This is a genomic window from Streptomyces lydicus, from assembly GCF_001729485.1.
GTDB classification, from domain to species: domain Bacteria; phylum Actinomycetota; class Actinomycetes; order Streptomycetales; family Streptomycetaceae; genus Streptomyces; species Streptomyces lydicus_D.
Genome location: NZ_CP017157.1, coordinates 361,630 through 379,426, shown reverse-complemented (window position 1 = coordinate 379,426; position 17,797 = coordinate 361,630). Strand labels below are relative to the sequence as shown.

Sequence of the window (17,797 nt, the reverse complement as noted above, 5' to 3'; positions counted from 1 at the left end):
CGCCGTCGCGCACAGGGGGCCCGTTCCGCAATGCTCAGGTATCTGCCGTTCCTACTGGTGCTGGCACTGTGGATCTACGCGTTCATCGACTGCCTGAACACCCCCGAATCGCAGGTGCGCGGCCTGCCGAAGGTGATCTGGGTGATCGTCATCCTGCTCTTCGGCGAGGTGCTGATCGGTCCGATCGCATGGCTGGTGGCGGGCAAGCACCGGCACCCGGTGGCGGGCGGCGGCGGCTCCACGCCGTCGGAGTGGCACCGCAGCCACAGCACGGCGAAGTGGGTCGCGCCGGACGACAATCCGGAGTTCCTGCGTTCCCTCAAGGAGGAGAACAAGAAGGACGAGGCCCTGCTGAAGGACTGGGAGGCCGATCTGCGGCGCCGCGAGGAGGAGCTGCGGCGCAAGCAGGGTGAGGTCTCGAACGGCCCGGACGACACCCCGCCGGCCAAGGGCTGAGACGCCCGGCAGCGCGTACGGTGCTCCCATGGACCGTACGCAGGACTGGGGGCAGGACCGCGACGAGGTGCGGCTGCACGGCGGCGACGGCCACAGCGATCCGGCCGGGCATCCCGTTCATCTCCAGGAGCAGGCGCGCGCCATGCTGGCGACGGCCGTCGCCGAGGCCCGCGCGGGTCTGGCGGAGGGCGGTATCCCGATCGGTGCGGCGCTGTACGGGCCGGACGGCGCCCTGCTCGGCCGTGGCCGCAACCGGCGGGTCCAGGACGGCGATCCGTCGATGCACGCGGAGACGGCGGCGTTCCGCGCGGCCGGCCGGCAGCGCAGTTACCGCGGTACGACGATGGTGACGACGCTGTCGCCCTGCTGGTACTGCAGCGGTCTGGTGCGCCAGTTCGGCATTTCGCGGGTGGTGATCGGCGAGGCCCGGACGTTCCACGGCGGCCACGACTGGCTGGCCCGGCACGGGGTGCGGATCGTGCTGCTGGACGACGCCGAGTGCGCGGCGATGATGCGGGACTTCATCGGCGCGTACCCGGCCCTGTGGCACGAGGACATCGGCGACGAGTGAGCCGTCCGGGGCAGCCCGGCCGGGTGACGCCTGGTCAGCAGGGCCGGCGTGGGGTCCCGGCGCCCGGCGGTTCCGCGGGGGAATTCGGTGGAGCGGGCGTCCGGGGTTCCGTCAGGATGCGGGCATGAGCACTGTTCCGGGGGTTTCCGCGTCGGGTGTCGCCGCGGAGGTGTGTCCTGCCGAGCCGTTCCGTCGTATCCGCGCCCGGTACACGGAGCGGACCGTCACCGTCTATCAGGCGTACGCGCCGGAGCTGGGGGTGCCGGCGGCGCGGGACGGGCGGTTTCCGGTGGCGTGGAAGCGGGACCGGATGACGTGGATCAAGCCCTCGTTCCTCTGGATGATGTACCGCTGCGGGTGGGGCGCGAAGGCCGGGCAGGAGACGGTGCTGGCGGTGGAGATCGAGCGGGCGGGGTTCGACTGGGCGTTGCGGCGGGCGTGTCTGTCGCACCACGATCCCCGGGAGCATGCCAACCGCGGGGTGTGGCAGCGGCAGTTGAAGGAGTCGCCGGCGCGGGTGCAGTGGGATCCGGAGCGGGATCTGTGGTTGCGGCCGCTGCCGTACCGTTCGCTGCAGCTGGGACTGGCGGGGGAGGCGTCGCGGCGGTACGCGGACGAGTGGACGGTGGCGATCCGGGATGTCACGCCGCTCGCGCGTGAGGTGCGGGCGCTGGTGGGTTCCGGGGAGGTCGCGGCGGCGGCCGCGCTGCTGCCGCGGGAGCGTCCGTACCCGGCACCCGAGGGAACTCCGGGGCTTGGCCGCGTGTCCTGACGTTGCTTCACAAACGCGTAATTCCGGCCTTCGAAGGGTCCGCGGGGCACTGCTTCGTGTGACGTACGGGACGTAGGGCGCTTTGGCCAACTGACGTCCGTTCACAGCCAATTGAGTCATCGTTCAGATGCCTCCCCCTGCCCGGGAAACTCTCCCGCCGCCACAGTCAAGTCGGCCCACTGAGGGCTCACGCGACTCAGGGAGAGTGGCACATATGCCCGACATGACCCGACGCAGACTCCTCGGCTCCGCGGCCGGCGCGGTCGGCGGCGCCGCGGCGCTGTCACTGCTGCCGCCCAGTGTCCAAAAGGCCGTCGCCGCCGGACCGGCACGTCACGGCTCACTGCACGACATCGAGCACGTCGTCATGCTCATGCAGGAGAACCGCTCGTTCGACCACTACTTCGGCACGCTCAGCGGTGTCCGCGGCTTCGCCGACCCGGACGCGCTGACCCTGCCGGACGGCCGGTCGGTCTTCCACCAGCCGGACGCGCAGAACCCGGACGGCTATCTGCTGCCGTTCCGCCTGAACACCCACACCTCCAGCGCGCAGGCCATCCCGTCCACCAGCCACGCCTGGTCGGTGCAGCACGAGGCGTGGAACGGCGGCAAGATGGACCGCTGGCTGCCGGCGCACCGCAAGGCCGACGGGGTCAACGGGCCGTACGTGATGGGCTATCACACCCGCGACGACATCCCCTTCCAGTTCGCCCTCGCCGAGGCGTTCACGCTGTGCGACAACTACTTCTGCTCGGTCTTCGGCCCGACCTGGCCCAACCGGCTGTACTGGATGACCGGCACCCTCGACCCGGGCGGCAAGCTCGGCGGTCCGGTGCTGAACAACACCGCGCCCAAGCCGTACCGCTGGACGACGTACGCGGAGCGGCTGGAGGCGGCCGGCATCAGCTGGAAGGTGTACCAGGAGGAGGACGACTACGGCTGCAATCTGCTGGAGCAGTTCCAGACCTTCCGGGACTCCAAGCCGGGTGAGCCGCTGTACGAGCGGGGCATGCGGCCGCAGCCGGCCGGCACGTTCGAGGACGATGCCCGCAACGACCGGCTGCCGGCCGTGTCCTGGCTGATCCCCACCAGCCACCAGTCGGAGCACCCGGATTACCTGCCGGCGGCCGGTGCCGACTACGTGGCGCAGAAGATCGAGGCGATCGCCTCGAACCCGAGGGTGTGGGCGAAGACGGTCTTCATCCTGAACTACGACGAGAACGACGGTCTGTTCGATCATGTGCCGCCGCCGGTGCCGCCGGCGGGCACGAAGGACGAGTTCGTCGGGGGCCTGCCGATCGGCGGAGGTTTCCGGGTGCCGTGTCTGATCGTCTCGCCGTGGACGGTGGGCGGCTGGGCGGCCGGGGACGCGTTCGACCACACGTCGGTGCTGCAGTTCCTGGAGCGCTGGACGGGGGTGGAGGAGCCGAACATCAGCGACTGGCGGCGGTCGGCGTTCGGCGATCTGACGTCGGCGTTCGGCTTCCGGCGGGCGGCGCACCGGCCGCCGCGGCTGCCGGACGACACGGCCGAGAAGCTGGCGGAGGCGCAGTGGGAGGTGGCGCATCTGCCGAAGCCGACGCTGCCGGGGGCGGGGCAGCGGCCTCCGCGTCAGGAGCGCGGGCGGCGCAAGCGGCGCTGAGCGCCGGAGCGGGCCGGGCCACCGTGTGCACACAGAACGGTGCCGTACGGGGCCGGGCCCGGTCGGGGCCCGTCCTGCCGTACGGCACCGCGGGGCGGGTGTGCGGCCGGCGGGTCAGACTCCGGCGTAGGAGTGCAGGCCGGTCACGAAGATGTTCACGCCGTAGTAGTTGAACAGGTAGCAGGCGAAGGCGATCAGGCCGAGCCAGGCGGCCTTGCGGCCCTTCCAGCCGGCGGTGGCGCGGGCGTGCAGGTAGCCGGCGTAGGCGACCCAGGTGATGAAGGACCAGACCTCCTTGGGGTCCCAGCCCCAGTAGCGGCCCCAGGCGGCCTCGGCCCAGATGGCGCCCGCGATGATGGTGAACGTCCACAGCGGGAAGACGGTGGCGTTGACGCGGTAGGCGAACTTGTCCAGCGAGGCGGCGGAGGGCAGCCGTTCCAGGACGGAGGCGGCGAAGGCGCCGGGCTGCTTGCCGGCCGGGTCGGCGAGCTTGGCCTCGTAGCGGTCGCGGAAGAGGAACAGCAGGGTGGCGACCGCGCCGAGGTAGAGCACCGCGCCGGAGAGGATGGCGCAGCTGACGTGGATCCACAGCCAGTACGAGTGCAGCGCGGGCACCAGCTGGTCGCTGGCGGTGTAGAGCACCGAGACGGCGAGGCCGAGGTCGAGCAGGACCGTGGTGACCAGGGGCAGGCCGATCCAGCGGACGTTCTTCCTGAGGGTGAGCAGCAGCAGGTAGATGCCGACCGCGACCGCGGCGAAGGTCGTGGAGAACTCGTACATGTTGCCCCAGGGGGCGCGCTGTACGGAGAGGGCGCGGGTGACGACGCCGCCGACGTGCAGCGCCCAGGCCAGGACGGTCAGGGAGATGGCGATCCGGCCGTAGAGGTCGCCCTTCTCGGTGCCGCCCGCGGCGCCGGGGCCGTCGGGGACGTCGCGGCTGCCGGCGGCGGTCTTGGTGATGACCTTGGGGCGTTCGAGTACGGCGGTGCCGCCGCCCTGCCGGTTCGCTGCGGCGGGGGGCGCGGCGGTGGCGGTGGCCTGGGTGGTCAGTGCGGCGGCGGTGCGGGCGACCTTGCTGCGGCTGCCGAACACCCACTCGGCCATGTGCGCGACGAAGGCGAGCGTGTAGATCGCCATTGCCGAATAGACCAGGACATTGCTGTTGTGCGCCAGCGTCTCGTTGGCTGCGGCAGCGATGTTCACGCGCGCGCTCCTTCGGAGGGTTCAGCAGGGCCGTCGGAGTCGGTGGGCTCCACGGGGTCTTCGGGGTGCGGGGCGAGGGGGGCGTCGGGTTCCAGGGCGGCGGCGAGGGCGCCGAGTTCCTCGGGGAGGCGGGCGGACTCGCTGCGGCCGAGGCCGGCGATCTCGACGACGGTGGCGCCGCTGCCGTCGTCGGCCGGCTCGGCGCGGACCCAGACGCGGCGCCGCTGGATGAACAGCGAGCCGGCCAGGCCGAGCAGGGCGGCGGCCGCGCCGGTGAGGGCGAGGCCGTTGCCCGGCTGGTGGCTGATCTTGAAGCTGGCCCAGGTCTTGATGCCGTTGAAGGTGATGCTGCCGTCGCCGCCGGGCAGGGTCATCGTCTGGCCGGGCTGCATCATCTGGGCGACGGCCCGGCCGCCGACCTTGTACTGCTTGAGGTTCTTCATCTGCAGTTGGTAGACGTTCTGCGGCAGTCCGGAGTCGACGCCCAGGTCGCCGTGGTAGGCGGTCAGCACCAGCCGCGGATTGTCCAGGGCGGGGAACTGGGAGAACATCGAGCCGGAGCCCTTGCCGCCGAAGGTCGGCACGAAGAAGCCCTGGAAGCCGAGCTGGTTGCGTTTGCCGTCCTTGGTGCGCGCGCCCGGCACCTTCACCACGCCGGTGGAGGTGAAGTTCTTGCTGTCCTGCGGCAGGAAGGGCACCGCGCCCTTGTAGACGACCTTGCCGCGGCCGTCCTTGACGGTGACCTGCGGCGAGTAGCCGTGCGACAGCAGGTAGACGCGGTTGCCGGCGATGTCGAGGGGGGTGTTCACCTCGATGGAGGTCTTGTGCTCCTTGCCGTCGGCGCCGGAGAAGTAGCGGACGTCGGCGCGGAAGATGCGCGGGGTGCCCTTCTGGGGTCCGGTGCGCTCGTAGGTGGCGACGAACTTGTCGAGGGTGAAGCCGAAGGGCTCCATGGTGTCGGTGTCGAAGAAGGCACCGGACTTGAAATCGTCGTACTGGGTGAGGCTGTTGGCGAAGCCGTCGCCTTCGGTGATCAGCTTGCCGCCCTCGGACTTCCACAGGCTGCCGACGGCGAACGCCACCAGCATCACGATCAGCGCGACGTGGAAGACGAGGTTGCCGACCTCGCGCAGGTAGCCCTTCTCGGCGGCGACCGCGGTGCCGGAGCGGTGGGCGCGGAAGCGGCGCTTCTTCAGCAGCCGGCCGGCGGCGTCGAGGACGTCGTCGGGTGCGGCGTCGGTGCGCCAGGTGGTGTAGGCGGGCAGTCGGGTCAGCCGGCGCGGGGCGGCCGGCGGGCGGCCGCGGAGCTGTCCGACGAACTGCCAGCTGCGCGGCACGATGCAGCCGATCAGGGAGATGAACAGCAGCAGGTAGATCGCGGAGAACCACACCGAGCTGTAGACGTGGAACATCCCGAGCTTGTCGTAGATGCCGCCGAGGGTGGGGTGGTCGGTCCTGAACTGGTCGACCTTGACGGGGTCGATGCTGGTCTGCGGGATCAGCGAGCCGGGGATGGCGCCGATCGACAGCAGGAAGAGCAGCAGCAGCGCCACCCGCATCGAGGTCAGCTGCCGCCAGAACCAGCGCGCCCAGCCGAGGGGGCCGAGCGAGGGGAGGGTGACGTCTTCCCTGGGCGCGGTGGAGAGCTGGGATCCGGCCGCGCCGAGATCGTTGCCCGCGTCGTCGGCGGCTGCGCCGCTCTCCGGGTCGCGGGGGGTGTCGGTCTTGGTGGACATCAGTCAGATCCCAACGGTGGTGCTTTGCGCCCAGCTCTGCAGCCCGGACATCCAACTGTCCCAGACGCCGGTGACGAGGAGGATGCCGAGGGCGATCATCATGCCGCCGCCGGCCCGCATCACCCACGCGTAGTGCCGCTTGACCCAGCCGAACGCGCCGAGCACCCGCCGGAAGGCGAGGGCGACGGCGATGAACGGCAGGCCCAGGCCGAGGCAGTAGACGACGGTGAGCAGGGCGCCGCGGGCGGCGCTGGCCTCGTAGAGGGAGAGGGTGTTGACGGCGGTGAGGGTGGGGCCCAGGCACGGCGTCCAGCCGACGCCGAAGAGCACCCCGAGGACCGGCGCGCCGACGAGTCCCATGGTGGGCTTCTTGTGGAAGCGCAGCTCGCGCTGGCCGAAGCGTTTGAGCACGCCGGCGAAGGCGAGGCCGAGCAGGATCATCAGCACGCCGAGCGCGCGCGAGATGGGGTCCTTGTACGTCTGCAGGGTCTGCCCGAAGTACCCGAAGAGCGCGCCGCCGGAGACGAAGACGGCGGTGAAGCCGAGGACGAAGAGGGAGGCGCCGGCGAGCATCCGGCCGCGGCGGGCCTCGGCGAGGTCGGTGCCGGTGACGCCGGTGACGTACGACATGTAGCCGGGGACCAGCGGCAGGACGCAGGGGGAGAAGAAGGAGACCAGCCCGCCGAGCAGGGCGAGGGGCACGGCGGCGAGCAGGGCGCCGGTCATGACGGTCTGGTTCTCCGCGGCAGCGGCGAGCGGTACGAGGTGCATCGCGGGGCCGGTCACTTCTCGGCGATCAGCGGGGCGACCATCTTGCGCAGATCGTCCTCGGTGAGCGGGCCGATCGAGCGGGCGGCGATCTTGCCGTGCCGGTCGATGGCGATCGTGGAGGGGATGGACTGCGGGTTGAGGCTGCCCTTGGGGAAGCGCAGCATCAGCCGGCCGGTGGGGTCGAACAGGCTCGGGTAGGGCACCTTGTGCTCTTCCTCGAAGCTGGTGGCCTGCGACTTCTCGGAGTCGCGGGTGTTGATCCCGATGAACTGGACGCCCTTGCCCTCGGTGTCGTGGGCGACCTTGGCGAAGTTGTCCGCCTCGGCGATGCAGGGGCCGCACCACGATCCCCAGACGTTGAGGATGACGACCTTGCCCTTGTAGTCGGCGACGTCGAGCTTCTTGCCGGTGGTGGTCTCGCCGGACAGGGCGGGCGCGGGCTGCCGGTCGCCCTGCTTGACGGTGTCGACGCCGTTCTTGCCCTGGACGAAACGGGTCTGGGCCGAGCCGCCGGAGGCTCCGTCCCCGCAGGCACTCAGCGTCAGCGAGGCGGCCGCCGCCCCCGCGGCGAGCAGGGTGATCCGGCGGCGCGTGCGGCGTGGGGCGCGGCTAGTCATGTGAAAAGTTTCGCATGGGCCTTTTCCGGATCTTCCGCGCCCCCCTGGGGTGGCTTTGTCCGGGGCGAAGCGGCACGTCAGGCCGCTGTGAGGTACGCCTTCCAGCCTTCGTGCGGGCGCCTGCCGACGGGGACCTGCTGGAGCTTGCGCACCACCTCGGGGTCCTGGGCGTCCAGCCAGTCGGTGAACTGCCGGAACGACACCAGATGGACATCGCTGTTCTGCTCGTTGGCGATGTGCTTGACGGCGTCCTCGACGGCGTCCATATAGATGCCGCCGTTCCACTGCTCGAAGTGGTTGCCGATGAAGAAGGGCGCGCGGTTGGTCTCGTAGGCCCGGCGGAAACCGGAGATATAGGCGTCGGTGGCCTGCCGGCGCCAGCCCGGGTAGTTGGCCGGCGGTGCTTTGGTGGAGTTCTTCGACTGGTTGGCGAGGATGTTGTAGTCCATCGAGAGCACCTCGAAAGAGTGCCCGGGGAAGGGAATCTGCTGGAGCGGGAAGTCCCAGATCCCCATCTTTTTCTTGGGCCACATCTGAAGGCCGCCGGGGGAGCTGGCGTCATAGCGCCAGCCGAGTTCGCGGGCGGTCGGCAGGAGGTTTTCCTGGCCGAGCAGGCACGGCGTACGGCTACCGACCAATTCCTTTCGGTAGTCGAACGGCAGCGGGTCGAGATCGGTGAATCCGGTGTTGGTCCGCCACTTTGTGACGAAGTCCATGGCCTGCTCGATCTCGGACTGCCACTGGCGGGGGCTCCAGTGCTTGACCGAGGTCGGGGCTTCGCCGCAGAAGTGGCCGTTGAAGTGGGTGCCGATCTCGTGGCCGTCGAGCCACGCCTGGCGCACGTACTTCAGGGTCTCCTTGATGTGGTCGTCGCTGAGGTAGCCGATGGCGGAGGCGCCGCGCCGGTTGTTCGGCGGCTCGTAGAGGTGCCTTTGGGATTCCGGGAGGAGATAGAGGCCGGAGAGGAAGAAGGTCATGGCCGCGCCGTGGTCCTTGGCGAGCTGGAGAAAGCGCGGGAAGAGGCCGTTGCCGACCTCTCCCGCACCGTCCCAGGAGAAGACCACGAACTGCGGAGGGGTCTGTCCGGGCTCCATCCGTTCGGGTGCTTTCGGCTGGTTGGGCTGCGCGCCGTAATTCGCTGTGGAACCGTCACCGATGAGCTTGGGGCGGGCCTGGACAGAGTTCTTGACCTTCTGCTTGTCCGCCCCCGCGTCCGAGTCCGACGAGGAGCAGCCGGCGACGCCCAGCGCCGCGGCTGCCCCAACTCCCATGCCCAGCAGGTTTCGCCGACTGATCGCGCGCATACCCTCGTCCCCATCCGTGCTCGCCGAACTCAATGTCCATATAAACGGACAACCGAGAAGAGGGCATGTCGAGCGATGGGGTTCCGAGTTAATCGATCGGATATTTCATTTTGCTTGCGTTTGACGTTCCGCCAGGTGACGCAGTGTCAGGCCCCGAAAGCCTTGGTCTTTCCCTTGACCGGTTTGGCGCCCGCCAGAAGGTGGGAGGGAACCAGATCGCGCGCCGGCTCGCTGTACCCCACCGAAATGATCTTGTCGCCGTGGAACGTGAACGACGTCAGCGAGGCCAGCGTGCACTGCCGCTTCCGCGGGTCGTGCCACAGCCGCCGCCGCTCCGCGAAGCTGCGCACGATCCAGATCGGCAGCTGATGGCTGACCGCCACCGCCTCGTGGCCGCGCGCCGCGTCCCGGGCCGCCCCGAGCGCCGCCATCATCCGGACGACCTGCTCGATGTACGGCTCGCCCCACGACGGCCGGAACGGGTTCGTCAGGTACTTCCAGTTGCCCGGCTTCTTCAGCGCGCCGTCGCCGACCCCGAAGGTCTTGCCCTCGAAGACGTTGGCCGCCTCGATCAGGCGCTCGTCGGTGGCCAGCTCCAGGTTGTGCGCGCCGGCGATCGGCGTCGCGGTCTCCTGCGCACGCTCCAGCGGCGAGGACACGACATGGGTGATGTCGCGTTCCGCGAGGTGCTCGGCGACCCGGTCGGCCATCTTCCGGCCCAGGTCGGAGAGGTGGTAGCCGGGGCGGCGGCCGTAGAGCACGCCGTCGGGGTTGTGCACCTCGCCGTGCCGCATCAGATGGACGACGGTGATCTCTTCGCTGCTCATGTCACCCATCATTCCGTCGCTTCGGCGGCGGCCCGCGCGGCGGCCGGCAGGGCGGCCGCGATCCGCTCGACGGCCTGTGTGTCGTGCGCGGTCGAGACGAACCACGACTCGAAGGCGGACGGCGGGAGGTAGACGCCCTGTGCCAGCATCGAGTGGAAGAAGGCGGTGAAGCGGAAGGACTCCTGCGCCTTGGCCTCGTCGTAGTTCGTGACGTCCGCGCCGGTGAAGAAGACCGAGAACATGTTGCCCGCGACCTGGAGGCGGTGCGCGACGCCCTCCTTCGCCAGCGCGCCGGTGACCAGCGCGCGCAGCTCGGCGGAGACCGCGTCGACCTTCTCGTACGCGGCGTCGTCCAGCAGCCGCAGCTGCGCGACACCGGCCGCGGTGGCGATCGGGTTCCCGGACAGGGTGCCGGCCTGGTAGACGGGGCCGGCCGGCGCGAGGTGCGCCATGACGTCCGCGCGACCGCCGAAGGCCGCGGCCGGGAAGCCGCCGCCCATCACCTTGCCGAAGGTCATCAAATCAGGACGTACGCCATCAATTCCGTACCAACCGGACTTGCTGACGCGGAAGCCGGTCATCACCTCGTCGGAGATGTACAGCGCGCCGTTGTCGGAGCAGATGTCCTTCAGGCCCTGGTTGAAGCCGGGCAGCGGCGGCACCACGCCCATGTTGCCGGGCGACGCCTCGGTGATCACACAGGCGATCTCGCCCGGGTGCGCGGCGAACGCGGTCCGCACCGCCTCCAGGTCGTTGTACGGCAGCACGATCGTGTCGCCGGCCTGCGCGCCGGTCACGCCCGGCGTGTCGGGCAGCCCGAAGGTCGCCACGCCGGAGCCGGCGGCGGCCAGCAGCGCGTCGACGTGCCCGTGGTAGCAGCCCGCGAACTTGATCACCTTGGGGCGGCCGGTGAAACCGCGCGCCAGCCGGATCGCCGACATGGTCGCCTCGGTGCCGCTGGAGACCAGCCGCACCTGCTCGACCGGCTCGATCCGGGCCACGATCTCCTCGGCGAGCTCGACCTCGCCGGCACCGGGCGTCCCGAAGGACGTGCCGCGGGAGACGGCCTCCTGGACGGCCGCGATCACCTCGGGGTGGGAGTGGCCGAGGATCATCGGACCCCACGAGCACACGAGGTCGACGTACTCACGGCCGTCGGCGTCGGTGAGGTACGGACCGGTACCGGACACCATGAACCGGGGCGTACCGCCCACGGCTCGGAACGCCCGCACCGGGGAGTTGACGCCGCCCGGCGTCACCGCGGACGCGCGCTCGAACAGCGACTGCGAAACAGGGGCTTCATACGGAAAAGACACTGTGATCCTGACCTGCATAAACGGGGAGGGCGGCGACGCACGGACACGGCCCGGCTGACAACGGTGCGGGAATCCCCGCTTGGACCACCCAAGGTGCCGCGCGGTTCCCGTTCGATCCTTTTTTGATTCCTCTCGCTTTCGACCGGGCGTCAGCCCCCACTCGTCTGCGAAACTGGGGCGACGTACGAGTAAGTCACGCAAGCAATGGTCTCAGAGGCGCACGGGGGCGTGCGGCCGGGCGTTTCATGCGCCGGCGACGGGGGAGGTCTCTGAGACGATGATCGGGTTGCGCGGCTGGGGCTGCGAGTGGTCGGGTGGAGATATGCATCGCGGTGGCGAACTGGGCGAGGGAACCGAGGACCGGGGTCCCGGGCGCGCCCAGCGCGGCCGTCACCGGCGCGAGGACACCGAGGGCATCAAGGGTGGGGACATCAGGGGCGGCCGCATGGGGGTGACGTACAAGTACTTCGGCGCGCCGAACGGTGCGACCGCGGCCCGCGTCCCGATCTCCATGCGCCCCGAGGAACTCGGCGGTGACGAGCTCGGCATGGGCGGCATGTTCACCAAGATCAAGCCGGAGACGATGGCCGCGATGGTCCTCACCGGTATAGAGGGCATACCGCTCCACAAGGTTCCACCGCTCGAACTCGTCGTCCTGCACCCCGACTACGCCGTCGTCAAGCTGCCCATGACCGTGGTCGACCCGTTGCGCGGCGTCGGTGAGGAGTCGGTCGGCGCGGCGGCGTTCATCTGGTCCACCGTCCCCGACCGCGGCGGCCCGCGCGACGCCTTCACCGTCTACCAGCTCCTGCACGAGTGGCAGGACTTCAGCCACCGGCTGCACGAGGCGGGACATCAGGCGTACTGCCTGGTGTGGCCGTAACGGTTCAGCGGCCGGCGCCCTGAGGGAACGGTTCGGCGCGGCCCGGTGCCGTAGCGGACGACGAACGGCCCGGGGCCGGGGCGTCGTCCGTCACACGTGGGGCGGTTGGCCGGTCAGGTGGCACGGTTGGCCCGTCAGGTGGGCCGGTGGTGGCCGGCCGGGGCGTGGGTCACCGGGTGGGCCGCCGGCTCACCAGGTGGGGCGGTGACTCACCAGGTGGGGCGGGCCGAGACGCCGCCGTCCACGACGAGATCGTGCCCGGTGATCCACGACGCCATCGGCGAGGCGAGGAACACACAGGCGTTCCCCACGTCCTCCGGCCGCCCCAGCCGGCCGGTGGGCACCGCGGCCTGCCAGCGCCGCACGCCCTCCGGCCAGTCCTCCACCAGGCCCGGACGTCCGATCAGGCCCGGCGAGACACTGTTGACGCGGATGCCCCACGCCCCGTACTCCAGCGCCGCCGAGCGCGCGTGCATCACCACCGCCGCCTTCGACGCGCAGTAGTGGGCGTGCAGCGGAGCGGGGCGGTCCGCCTCGATCGAGGCGACATGGGTCACCGAGCCGCCGCCGGTGTCCCGCATCACCTCGGCCGCGGCCTGGGTGCAGGCGAAGACGGAGTGCACATTGACGTCCGCCACCGCGCGCCAGTCGGCGAGCGACATCCCCGCCAGTTCCTGCGTCGGCTGCACACCCGCGTTGTTCACCAGGGCCGTCAGCCTGCCGCGCCAGCGGGCCGCCTCCGCGACCAGCCGGTGGCACTCCTCCTCGACGGCCAGATCCGCCCGCAGCGCCAGCGCGCTCCCGCCGCCCTCCTCGATCCGCGCCACCACGGCCCGCGCCGCCTCGGCGCCCGTCCGGTGGTGCACCACCACCGCGGCCCCCGCAGCCGCGAACCGCAGCGCGACACCCCGCCCGATGCCCCCGCCGGCCCCGGTGACGAGGACTACCTGCCCGGTGAGATCGGGGAGACGGCGGAGATCGCGAAGAGCAGGGGCATCGGGATGGTCGGGCAGATCGGGAAGACCGGGACCGGTGAGATCGGGCAGACCGGGCCGGTTGTCGCCTCCGGAACTCCCCGCCGGCCCGGTCTCGTTGAGGTCACGAGGGGGCTGATCCTCTGTCATGGTCGGCTCAGCGCGGCGATCCGCGCTGCCTCCTGGGGAAAGCGCGCGGCCAGTTCGGCGGCGTCCCCGTGCTCGTAGTCCTGGTAGGTGAATCCGGGCGCCATGGTGCAGCCGAAGAGGCTCCAGGCACCGCCGTCGGCGACCTCGGCGGCCATCCAGGTGCCGGCCGGCACCGTGAACTGGACGTGCTGCCCGTCCAGGACGTCCGAGCCGAGAAGCGCCGTACGGGCCGGGCCGTCCTCGGAGAGCAGCAGCAGGCTGAGCGGATCGCCGCCGTAGAAGTGCCAGATCTCGTCGGTCGGCAGCCGGTGGAGGGCGGAGAAGTCGCCGGGTTCGGCGGTCAGCAACATCACGATCGCCGTTCCCTCGGGCCGTCCGTCGGGGCGCGGCGGACCCGCCCACATCTGCCGGAACCTGCCTCCTTCACGGGGCAGCGGCTCCAGTCCGTAGAACGCGATCAGCGCCTCGGGGAGCGGGGCGCGGGGGTGGTCGTCCATCGGTGGTGTCCTCTCCGCCTCGTCCGCCGTCCGTCGTCCGTCGGGGCGCGGCCGGTGGTGAGGTCGGTGGTGAGGTCGGCGTCGCGCTCGGTGGCGCGCTCGGTGATCCACCCTAGGGACCAAGGGGGCGCGACGGCGGGCACAATCGGGCCATGTCCGATACCTCGGCCGACGGGCCGTCAGCTGTGTGGAACACCGTCGACGATCTGCTGCGCTGGCTCGACCGGGAGAGCGCGCTGCCGGTGGAGCAGGAGCGGCTGCTGCGCATCCTGAAGCTCTCGGAGGAGGCGGGCGAGGTCGCCCAGGCCGTCATCGGGGCCACCGGCCAGAACCCGCGCAAGGGCCGCACCCACAGCTGGGACGACGTCCGCAGCGAGTTGTGCGATGTGATCGTCACGGCGATGGTGGCGCTGCGGACGCTGACGCCGGAGGCGCGGCGGGTGTTCGAGGGGCACCTGGAGCGGGTGGCGGAACGGGTTCCGGCGCCGCCCGCTTGAGAGCGGCCGGGCTGCCGGCCCGGGGCGGGGCCGTGCGCCGGCTAACCGAGGGGGGCCGGTGCGCCGGCTTACCGCGTCCGGCCTCCATGGGCTCCGGCCCCGTCTCCGCCCCCTGGGCTCGCGCGCTGTCGGCGGGCCCGGTGGCCCGTTGGTGCGTCAGGGCAGGTCGGCCATCAGATAGCGCTGGATGGTGGGGGCCAGCCAGGTGACGACCTCGTCGTGGCTGAGGGCGACGGCCGGCGGGATGTGCAGGACGTAGCGGCACAGGGCCATGCCCAGTATCTGAGAGGCGATCAGCCCGGAACGGATCTCGGCCTCCTCGGGCACGGGGCACACCGCGGAGAGGACCGGCTCAATCTGCTCGGCGAAGACCGTCCGCATCCGCTGGGCGCCCGCCTCGTTCGTGACGCCGACACGCATCATGCCGGTCAGTCTCTCGTCGGACTCCCAGCGCTCCAGGAAGTGGCGGACGAGCCAGGCGCCGAGCTCGTCGTGCGGGACGTGGGTGAGGTCGGGGGCGTGCACTTCGATCTCCGAGGCGGCCGCGAAGAGGCCCGCCTTGTTGCCGTAGTAGCGCATCACCATCGACGGGTCGATGCCCGCTTCCTTGGCGATGGCGCGGATCGTGGCGCGCTCGTACCCGTCGGCGGCGAAGCGGTCCCGGGCGGCGGCCAGGATCGCCGCCCGGGTCGCGGCGGAGCGCGGCGGACGGGCCCCGCCGGTTTCGCGGGGGGCCGTGGCGGCGGTGTCCGCCGCGTCGGCGATTTCGGCCGCGGCATCAGGGGTGGCCGCAGCGTCACGGGTGGCTGTGGCGTCACGGGTGGCCGACGCGGGATCGGTGCTGGTGAAGGGGGCGGGGTCTGGCATGTCAACGACTGTAGGCCAACAGCTGTTGACACGCCAGCGCGGCGCGTCCTACGCTTGCCAACAAGCGTTGACCAACATGCGTTGACCAACAAATGTGGGCATCGCGCACCGGCCCCGGCAAGCCGTAGGAGGCAGCAGCCATGGACGCCATGAACCCCCGGTCCGACAAGGGCGCCACCAAGGGACGGGCGGCCGACGAGGCCCGCGAGGCGGACATCCTCGTCGTCGGGGCCGGTCCGACCGGCCTGTTGCTGGCCGGGGACCTGGCCGAGGCCGGCCTCTCCGTCACCCTCCTCGAGCGCCGGCCCGACACGACCAGCAATCTCACCCGCGCCTTGGTCGTCCATGCCCGCACGCTGGAGCAGCTCGACGCCCGCGGTCTCGCCGACGAGCTCGTGGCCGGCGGCCACCCCATCACCCGCCTCAGCTTGTTCGGCCGGGCCGACGTCCACCCGTCCCAGCTCCCCTCCCGCTTCCCGTTCGTGCTGGTCACGCCCCAGTTCGAGGTCGAGAGGCTGCTGGACCGCCGGGCCCGCAAGGCCGGAGTGGTGTTCCGGTACGACTCCGAGGTGACCGGTCTGGAGCAGGACGCGGACGGGGTGACGGTCCACCTCCGCGGCGCCGGGGGCACCACCACCGGCGTCCGCGCCGCGTATGTCGTCGGCACGGACGGGGTGCGCAGCACGATCCGCGAGTCCGTCGGCCTGCCTTTCCCCGGCAGGTCCGTGCTCCGGTCCGTGGTCCTCGCCGACGTCCGGTTGGCGCAGGAGCCGGAGTCCCCCTTCACCGTCGGTGCCACGGATGACGCCTTCGGCCTGATCAGCTCGTTCGGCGACGGCTGGTACCGCGTCATCGGCTGGAACCGCCACCGCCAGGCCGACGACGACATCCCCGCCGACCTCGCCGAGGTCCAGGAAGTCGCCCGCCTCGCGCTCGGCAAGGACTACGGTATCCATGACGCCCGCTGGATCTCGCGCTTCCACAGCGATGAGCGCCAGGCTCCCGAGTACCGCGTCGGCCGGGTCTTCCTCGCCGGGGACGCCGCCCATGTGCACTCCCCCGCCGGCGGCCAGGGCATGAACACCGGCCTGCAGGACGCCGCCAACCTCAGCTGGAAGCTGGCGGCGGTGATCCGGGGCCACGCCCCGGCGGCCCTGCTGGACAGCTATCAGGCCGAGCGCCACCCCGTCGGCAAGATGGTCCTGCGCAGCAGCGGCGCCATCATCCGGCTCGCCCTGGCGCACCACGCACCGGGCCGCGCCGCCCGAGCGGTCGCCGCCCAGCTCGTCAACCGGCTACGGCCGGTGTCCCGCCGCGCGGTGCGCAACCTCTCCGGTATCGGTATCGCCTATCCGGCCGGGCCCGGTGCCCACCGGCTCGCCGGCCGCCGCGCGCCCGACATCCAGCTGGCCGATGGCAGCCGTCTCTACGAACTCCTGCGCCAGGGCCGCTTCGTCCTCATCACCCCGGCCGGCGAACCCGCCGTCGCCCAGAGCCCGGCGAACGGCGCGGATGATCAGTCGCACCCCACTCCCCCGCGCCCCGCCGACGGCCGCCTGATAAACGCCGTCTGGCGTGGCAACCGCCGTACGGCCCTGCTCGTCCGGCCCGACGGCTATGTCGCCTGGGCCACCGACGCCACGGCCCCCGCGGAGCGCGCCGCGTCCCTGCGCACCGCCGTCCTCCGGTGGACCGGCTCCGCGCCCGACGGCACCGCCCCCGCGGACGCCACCTCCGCCCACTCCTCAGTCACCACTGCCGACCCCTCCACCACGCACACCTCCACCCCGTCCACGGCCACCAAGCCCACGCCCACCGCCACTTCCACCGCCGGCGCCTCTGCCGTCATCCCGGCGCCAGCACATGACGCAGATACGCCCGCGGATCGTTGAGGTAGCGCCGCCAGTGGTCGACCAGCCCCAGCTCCGCCCACTCCACCGTGCGCATGCCGTGCTCGCCCACCTCGACGATCTCCGCACCGGGCAGCGCGGTCAGCAACGGCGAGTGGGTGGCGCAGATGATCTGTGCGCCACCGCTGCCCAACTCGTCCATCAGACCGACCAATTCGAGGCAGGAGGAAAAGGACAGCGCCGCCTCCGGCTCGTCCATGACGTACAGCCCCCGCTGCGCGAAGCGCTCGCGGAAGGCCAGCAGGAAGCCCTCCCCGTGGCTCATCCCCTCCGGGTCCCGGGACAGCCGGTTCGTCCTGCGCTCGCCGCTCAGCGCCTCCAGCGCCGTCTCGGCCCGCAGGAAGAACCCCTGCCGGCGGGTTCGCGGCCCCCGCACCATGCGGCGGCCCTCCCGCGTCGGGTCGAACCGCATCCGGCCGCCGAGCACCGAAGCCTCCCGCGAGCTGGCGTATTTGTAGCCCGCCGACCCGCCGTACGAATCCAGCCCGAAGCCCTCCGCCAGCGCCTCGGCCAGCGTCGACTTACCCGAACCGTTCTCCCCCACCAGGAAGGTCACCGGCGCGCGGAACGTCAGCCCCTCCTCGACCAGTTGGCGTACGCACGGCACCGTCCAGGGCCAGCCGTCCCCGGCCGCGCCCTCCCCGTGCGGAAGATCCACATAGGCCCGTTCGATCAGCATGTCCTCGAAGCTCTCACACGCCACTGACGCCCACTCCCGGCCAGGAGCCCGCACGCACCCACTCCCGGCCAGGAGTCCGCACGCACCCACCCGTCCCGCCCGGGGTACCCGGCGCCACCGCTCCC

The 17,797-nt window shown here is 71.1% G+C and carries 18 protein-coding genes; 7 read left to right on the top strand and 11 right to left on the bottom strand.

Features of this window, described 5'->3' with window-relative positions:
• The first annotated feature begins 30 nt into the window (after positions 1–30).
• The 4 genes from SL103_RS01660 (at position 31) to SL103_RS01645 (ending at position 3,441) form a co-directional block, all read left to right on the top strand.
• Complete coding sequence (locus SL103_RS01660; protein ID WP_069566983.1) at positions 31–456, top strand: PLD nuclease N-terminal domain-containing protein; 426 nt, start codon at positions 31–33, stop codon at positions 454–456.
• Between the two features lie 28 nt (positions 457–484).
• Positions 485–1,027 carry a nucleoside deaminase gene (locus SL103_RS01655; protein WP_347877829.1) on the top strand — a complete coding sequence of 181 codons (543 nt, stop codon included), beginning with the start codon at positions 485–487 and terminating at the stop codon, positions 1,025–1,027.
• Positions 1,028–1,151: 124 nt separating this feature from the next.
• Positions 1,152–1,799 carry a DUF4291 domain-containing protein gene (locus SL103_RS01650; RefSeq protein ID WP_069566982.1) on the top strand — a complete coding sequence of 216 codons (648 nt, stop codon included), beginning with the start codon at positions 1,152–1,154 and terminating at the stop codon, positions 1,797–1,799.
• Positions 1,800–2,013: 214 nt separating this feature from the next.
• Positions 2,014–3,441 carry an alkaline phosphatase family protein gene (locus SL103_RS01645; protein ID WP_069566981.1) on the top strand — a complete coding sequence of 476 codons (1,428 nt, stop codon included), beginning with the start codon at positions 2,014–2,016 and terminating at the stop codon, positions 3,439–3,441.
• 114 nt (positions 3,442–3,555) lie between these two features.
• Here SL103_RS01645 and ccsB read toward each other — a convergent pair whose 3' ends face one another.
• From ccsB to hemL, 7 genes are all read right to left on the bottom strand, one after another.
• Complete coding sequence (ccsB, locus tag SL103_RS01640; protein WP_069566980.1) at positions 3,556–4,644, bottom strand: c-type cytochrome biogenesis protein CcsB; 1,089 nt, start codon at positions 4,642–4,644, stop codon at positions 3,556–3,558.
• The gene (gene resB / locus SL103_RS01635) at positions 4,641–6,380 is read right to left on the bottom strand and encodes a cytochrome c biogenesis protein ResB (protein ID WP_069566979.1); all 1,740 of its coding nucleotides are present in this window, start codon (positions 6,378–6,380) and stop codon (positions 4,641–4,643) included. The genes ccsB and resB overlap by 4 nt, the downstream gene beginning before the upstream one ends.
• A 3-nt stretch (positions 6,381–6,383) precedes the next feature.
• Positions 6,384–7,151: a cytochrome c biogenesis CcdA family protein gene (locus SL103_RS01630; RefSeq protein WP_069573278.1), complete on the bottom strand. Its 768-nt coding sequence runs from the start codon at positions 7,149–7,151 to the stop codon at positions 6,384–6,386.
• A gap of 11 nt (positions 7,152–7,162) precedes the next feature.
• Positions 7,163–7,768, bottom strand: coding sequence for a TlpA family protein disulfide reductase (locus SL103_RS01625; protein WP_069566978.1), 606 nt, complete (start codon positions 7,766–7,768; stop codon positions 7,163–7,165).
• A 77-nt stretch (positions 7,769–7,845) separates the two neighbouring features.
• Positions 7,846–9,072, bottom strand: coding sequence for a hypothetical protein (locus tag SL103_RS01620; RefSeq protein WP_069566977.1), 1,227 nt, complete (start codon positions 9,070–9,072; stop codon positions 7,846–7,848).
• Positions 9,073–9,218: 146 nt separating this feature from the next.
• The gene (locus SL103_RS01615; protein WP_069573275.1) at positions 9,219–9,899 is read right to left on the bottom strand and encodes a histidine phosphatase family protein; all 681 of its coding nucleotides are present in this window, start codon (positions 9,897–9,899) and stop codon (positions 9,219–9,221) included.
• Between the two features lie 8 nt (positions 9,900–9,907).
• Positions 9,908–11,233 carry a glutamate-1-semialdehyde 2,1-aminomutase gene (hemL, locus tag SL103_RS01610; protein WP_069566976.1) on the bottom strand — a complete coding sequence of 442 codons (1,326 nt, stop codon included), beginning with the start codon at positions 11,231–11,233 and terminating at the stop codon, positions 9,908–9,910.
• 304 nt (positions 11,234–11,537) lie between these two features.
• Here hemL and SL103_RS01605 point away from each other — a divergent pair, with 304 nt between their 5' ends.
• Positions 11,538–12,098, top strand: coding sequence for a hypothetical protein (locus SL103_RS01605; protein WP_077192803.1), 561 nt, complete (start codon positions 11,538–11,540; stop codon positions 12,096–12,098).
• A gap of 209 nt (positions 12,099–12,307) precedes the next feature.
• Here SL103_RS01605 and SL103_RS01600 read toward each other — a convergent pair whose 3' ends face one another.
• Together SL103_RS01600 and SL103_RS01595 are read right to left on the bottom strand one after the other, a co-directional pair.
• A complete protein-coding gene (locus tag SL103_RS01600) occupies positions 12,308–13,222 on the bottom strand; it encodes an SDR family NAD(P)-dependent oxidoreductase (protein ID WP_079145515.1) in 915 nt (304 codons plus the stop codon).
• Positions 13,219–13,719, bottom strand: coding sequence for a cupin domain-containing protein (locus tag SL103_RS01595; RefSeq protein WP_069566975.1), 501 nt, complete (start codon positions 13,717–13,719; stop codon positions 13,219–13,221). The genes SL103_RS01600 and SL103_RS01595 overlap by 4 nt, the downstream gene beginning before the upstream one ends.
• A gap of 152 nt (positions 13,720–13,871) precedes the next feature.
• On the opposite strand from SL103_RS01595, the gene SL103_RS01590 reads away from it, so the two are divergent.
• Positions 13,872–14,216: a MazG-like family protein gene (locus tag SL103_RS01590; protein ID WP_069566974.1), complete on the top strand. Its 345-nt coding sequence runs from the start codon at positions 13,872–13,874 to the stop codon at positions 14,214–14,216.
• Positions 14,217–14,372: 156 nt separating this feature from the next.
• On the opposite strand, the gene SL103_RS01585 is transcribed toward SL103_RS01590, so the two are convergent.
• Positions 14,373–15,083, bottom strand: a complete 711-nt coding sequence (locus SL103_RS01585; RefSeq protein ID WP_079145514.1) for a TetR family transcriptional regulator — start codon at positions 15,081–15,083, stop codon at positions 14,373–14,375.
• A gap of 140 nt (positions 15,084–15,223) precedes the next feature.
• Here SL103_RS01585 and SL103_RS01580 point away from each other — a divergent pair, with 140 nt between their 5' ends.
• The gene (locus SL103_RS01580) at positions 15,224–16,975 is read left to right on the top strand and encodes an FAD-dependent oxidoreductase (protein WP_079145513.1); all 1,752 of its coding nucleotides are present in this window, start codon (positions 15,224–15,226) and stop codon (positions 16,973–16,975) included.
• On the opposite strand, the gene SL103_RS01575 is transcribed toward SL103_RS01580, so the two are convergent.
• Positions 16,929–17,672 carry an AAA family ATPase gene (locus SL103_RS01575; RefSeq protein ID WP_069573269.1) on the bottom strand — a complete coding sequence of 248 codons (744 nt, stop codon included), beginning with the start codon at positions 17,670–17,672 and terminating at the stop codon, positions 16,929–16,931. The genes SL103_RS01580 and SL103_RS01575 overlap by 47 nt on opposite strands.
• Positions 17,673–17,797 lie beyond the last annotated feature (125 nt).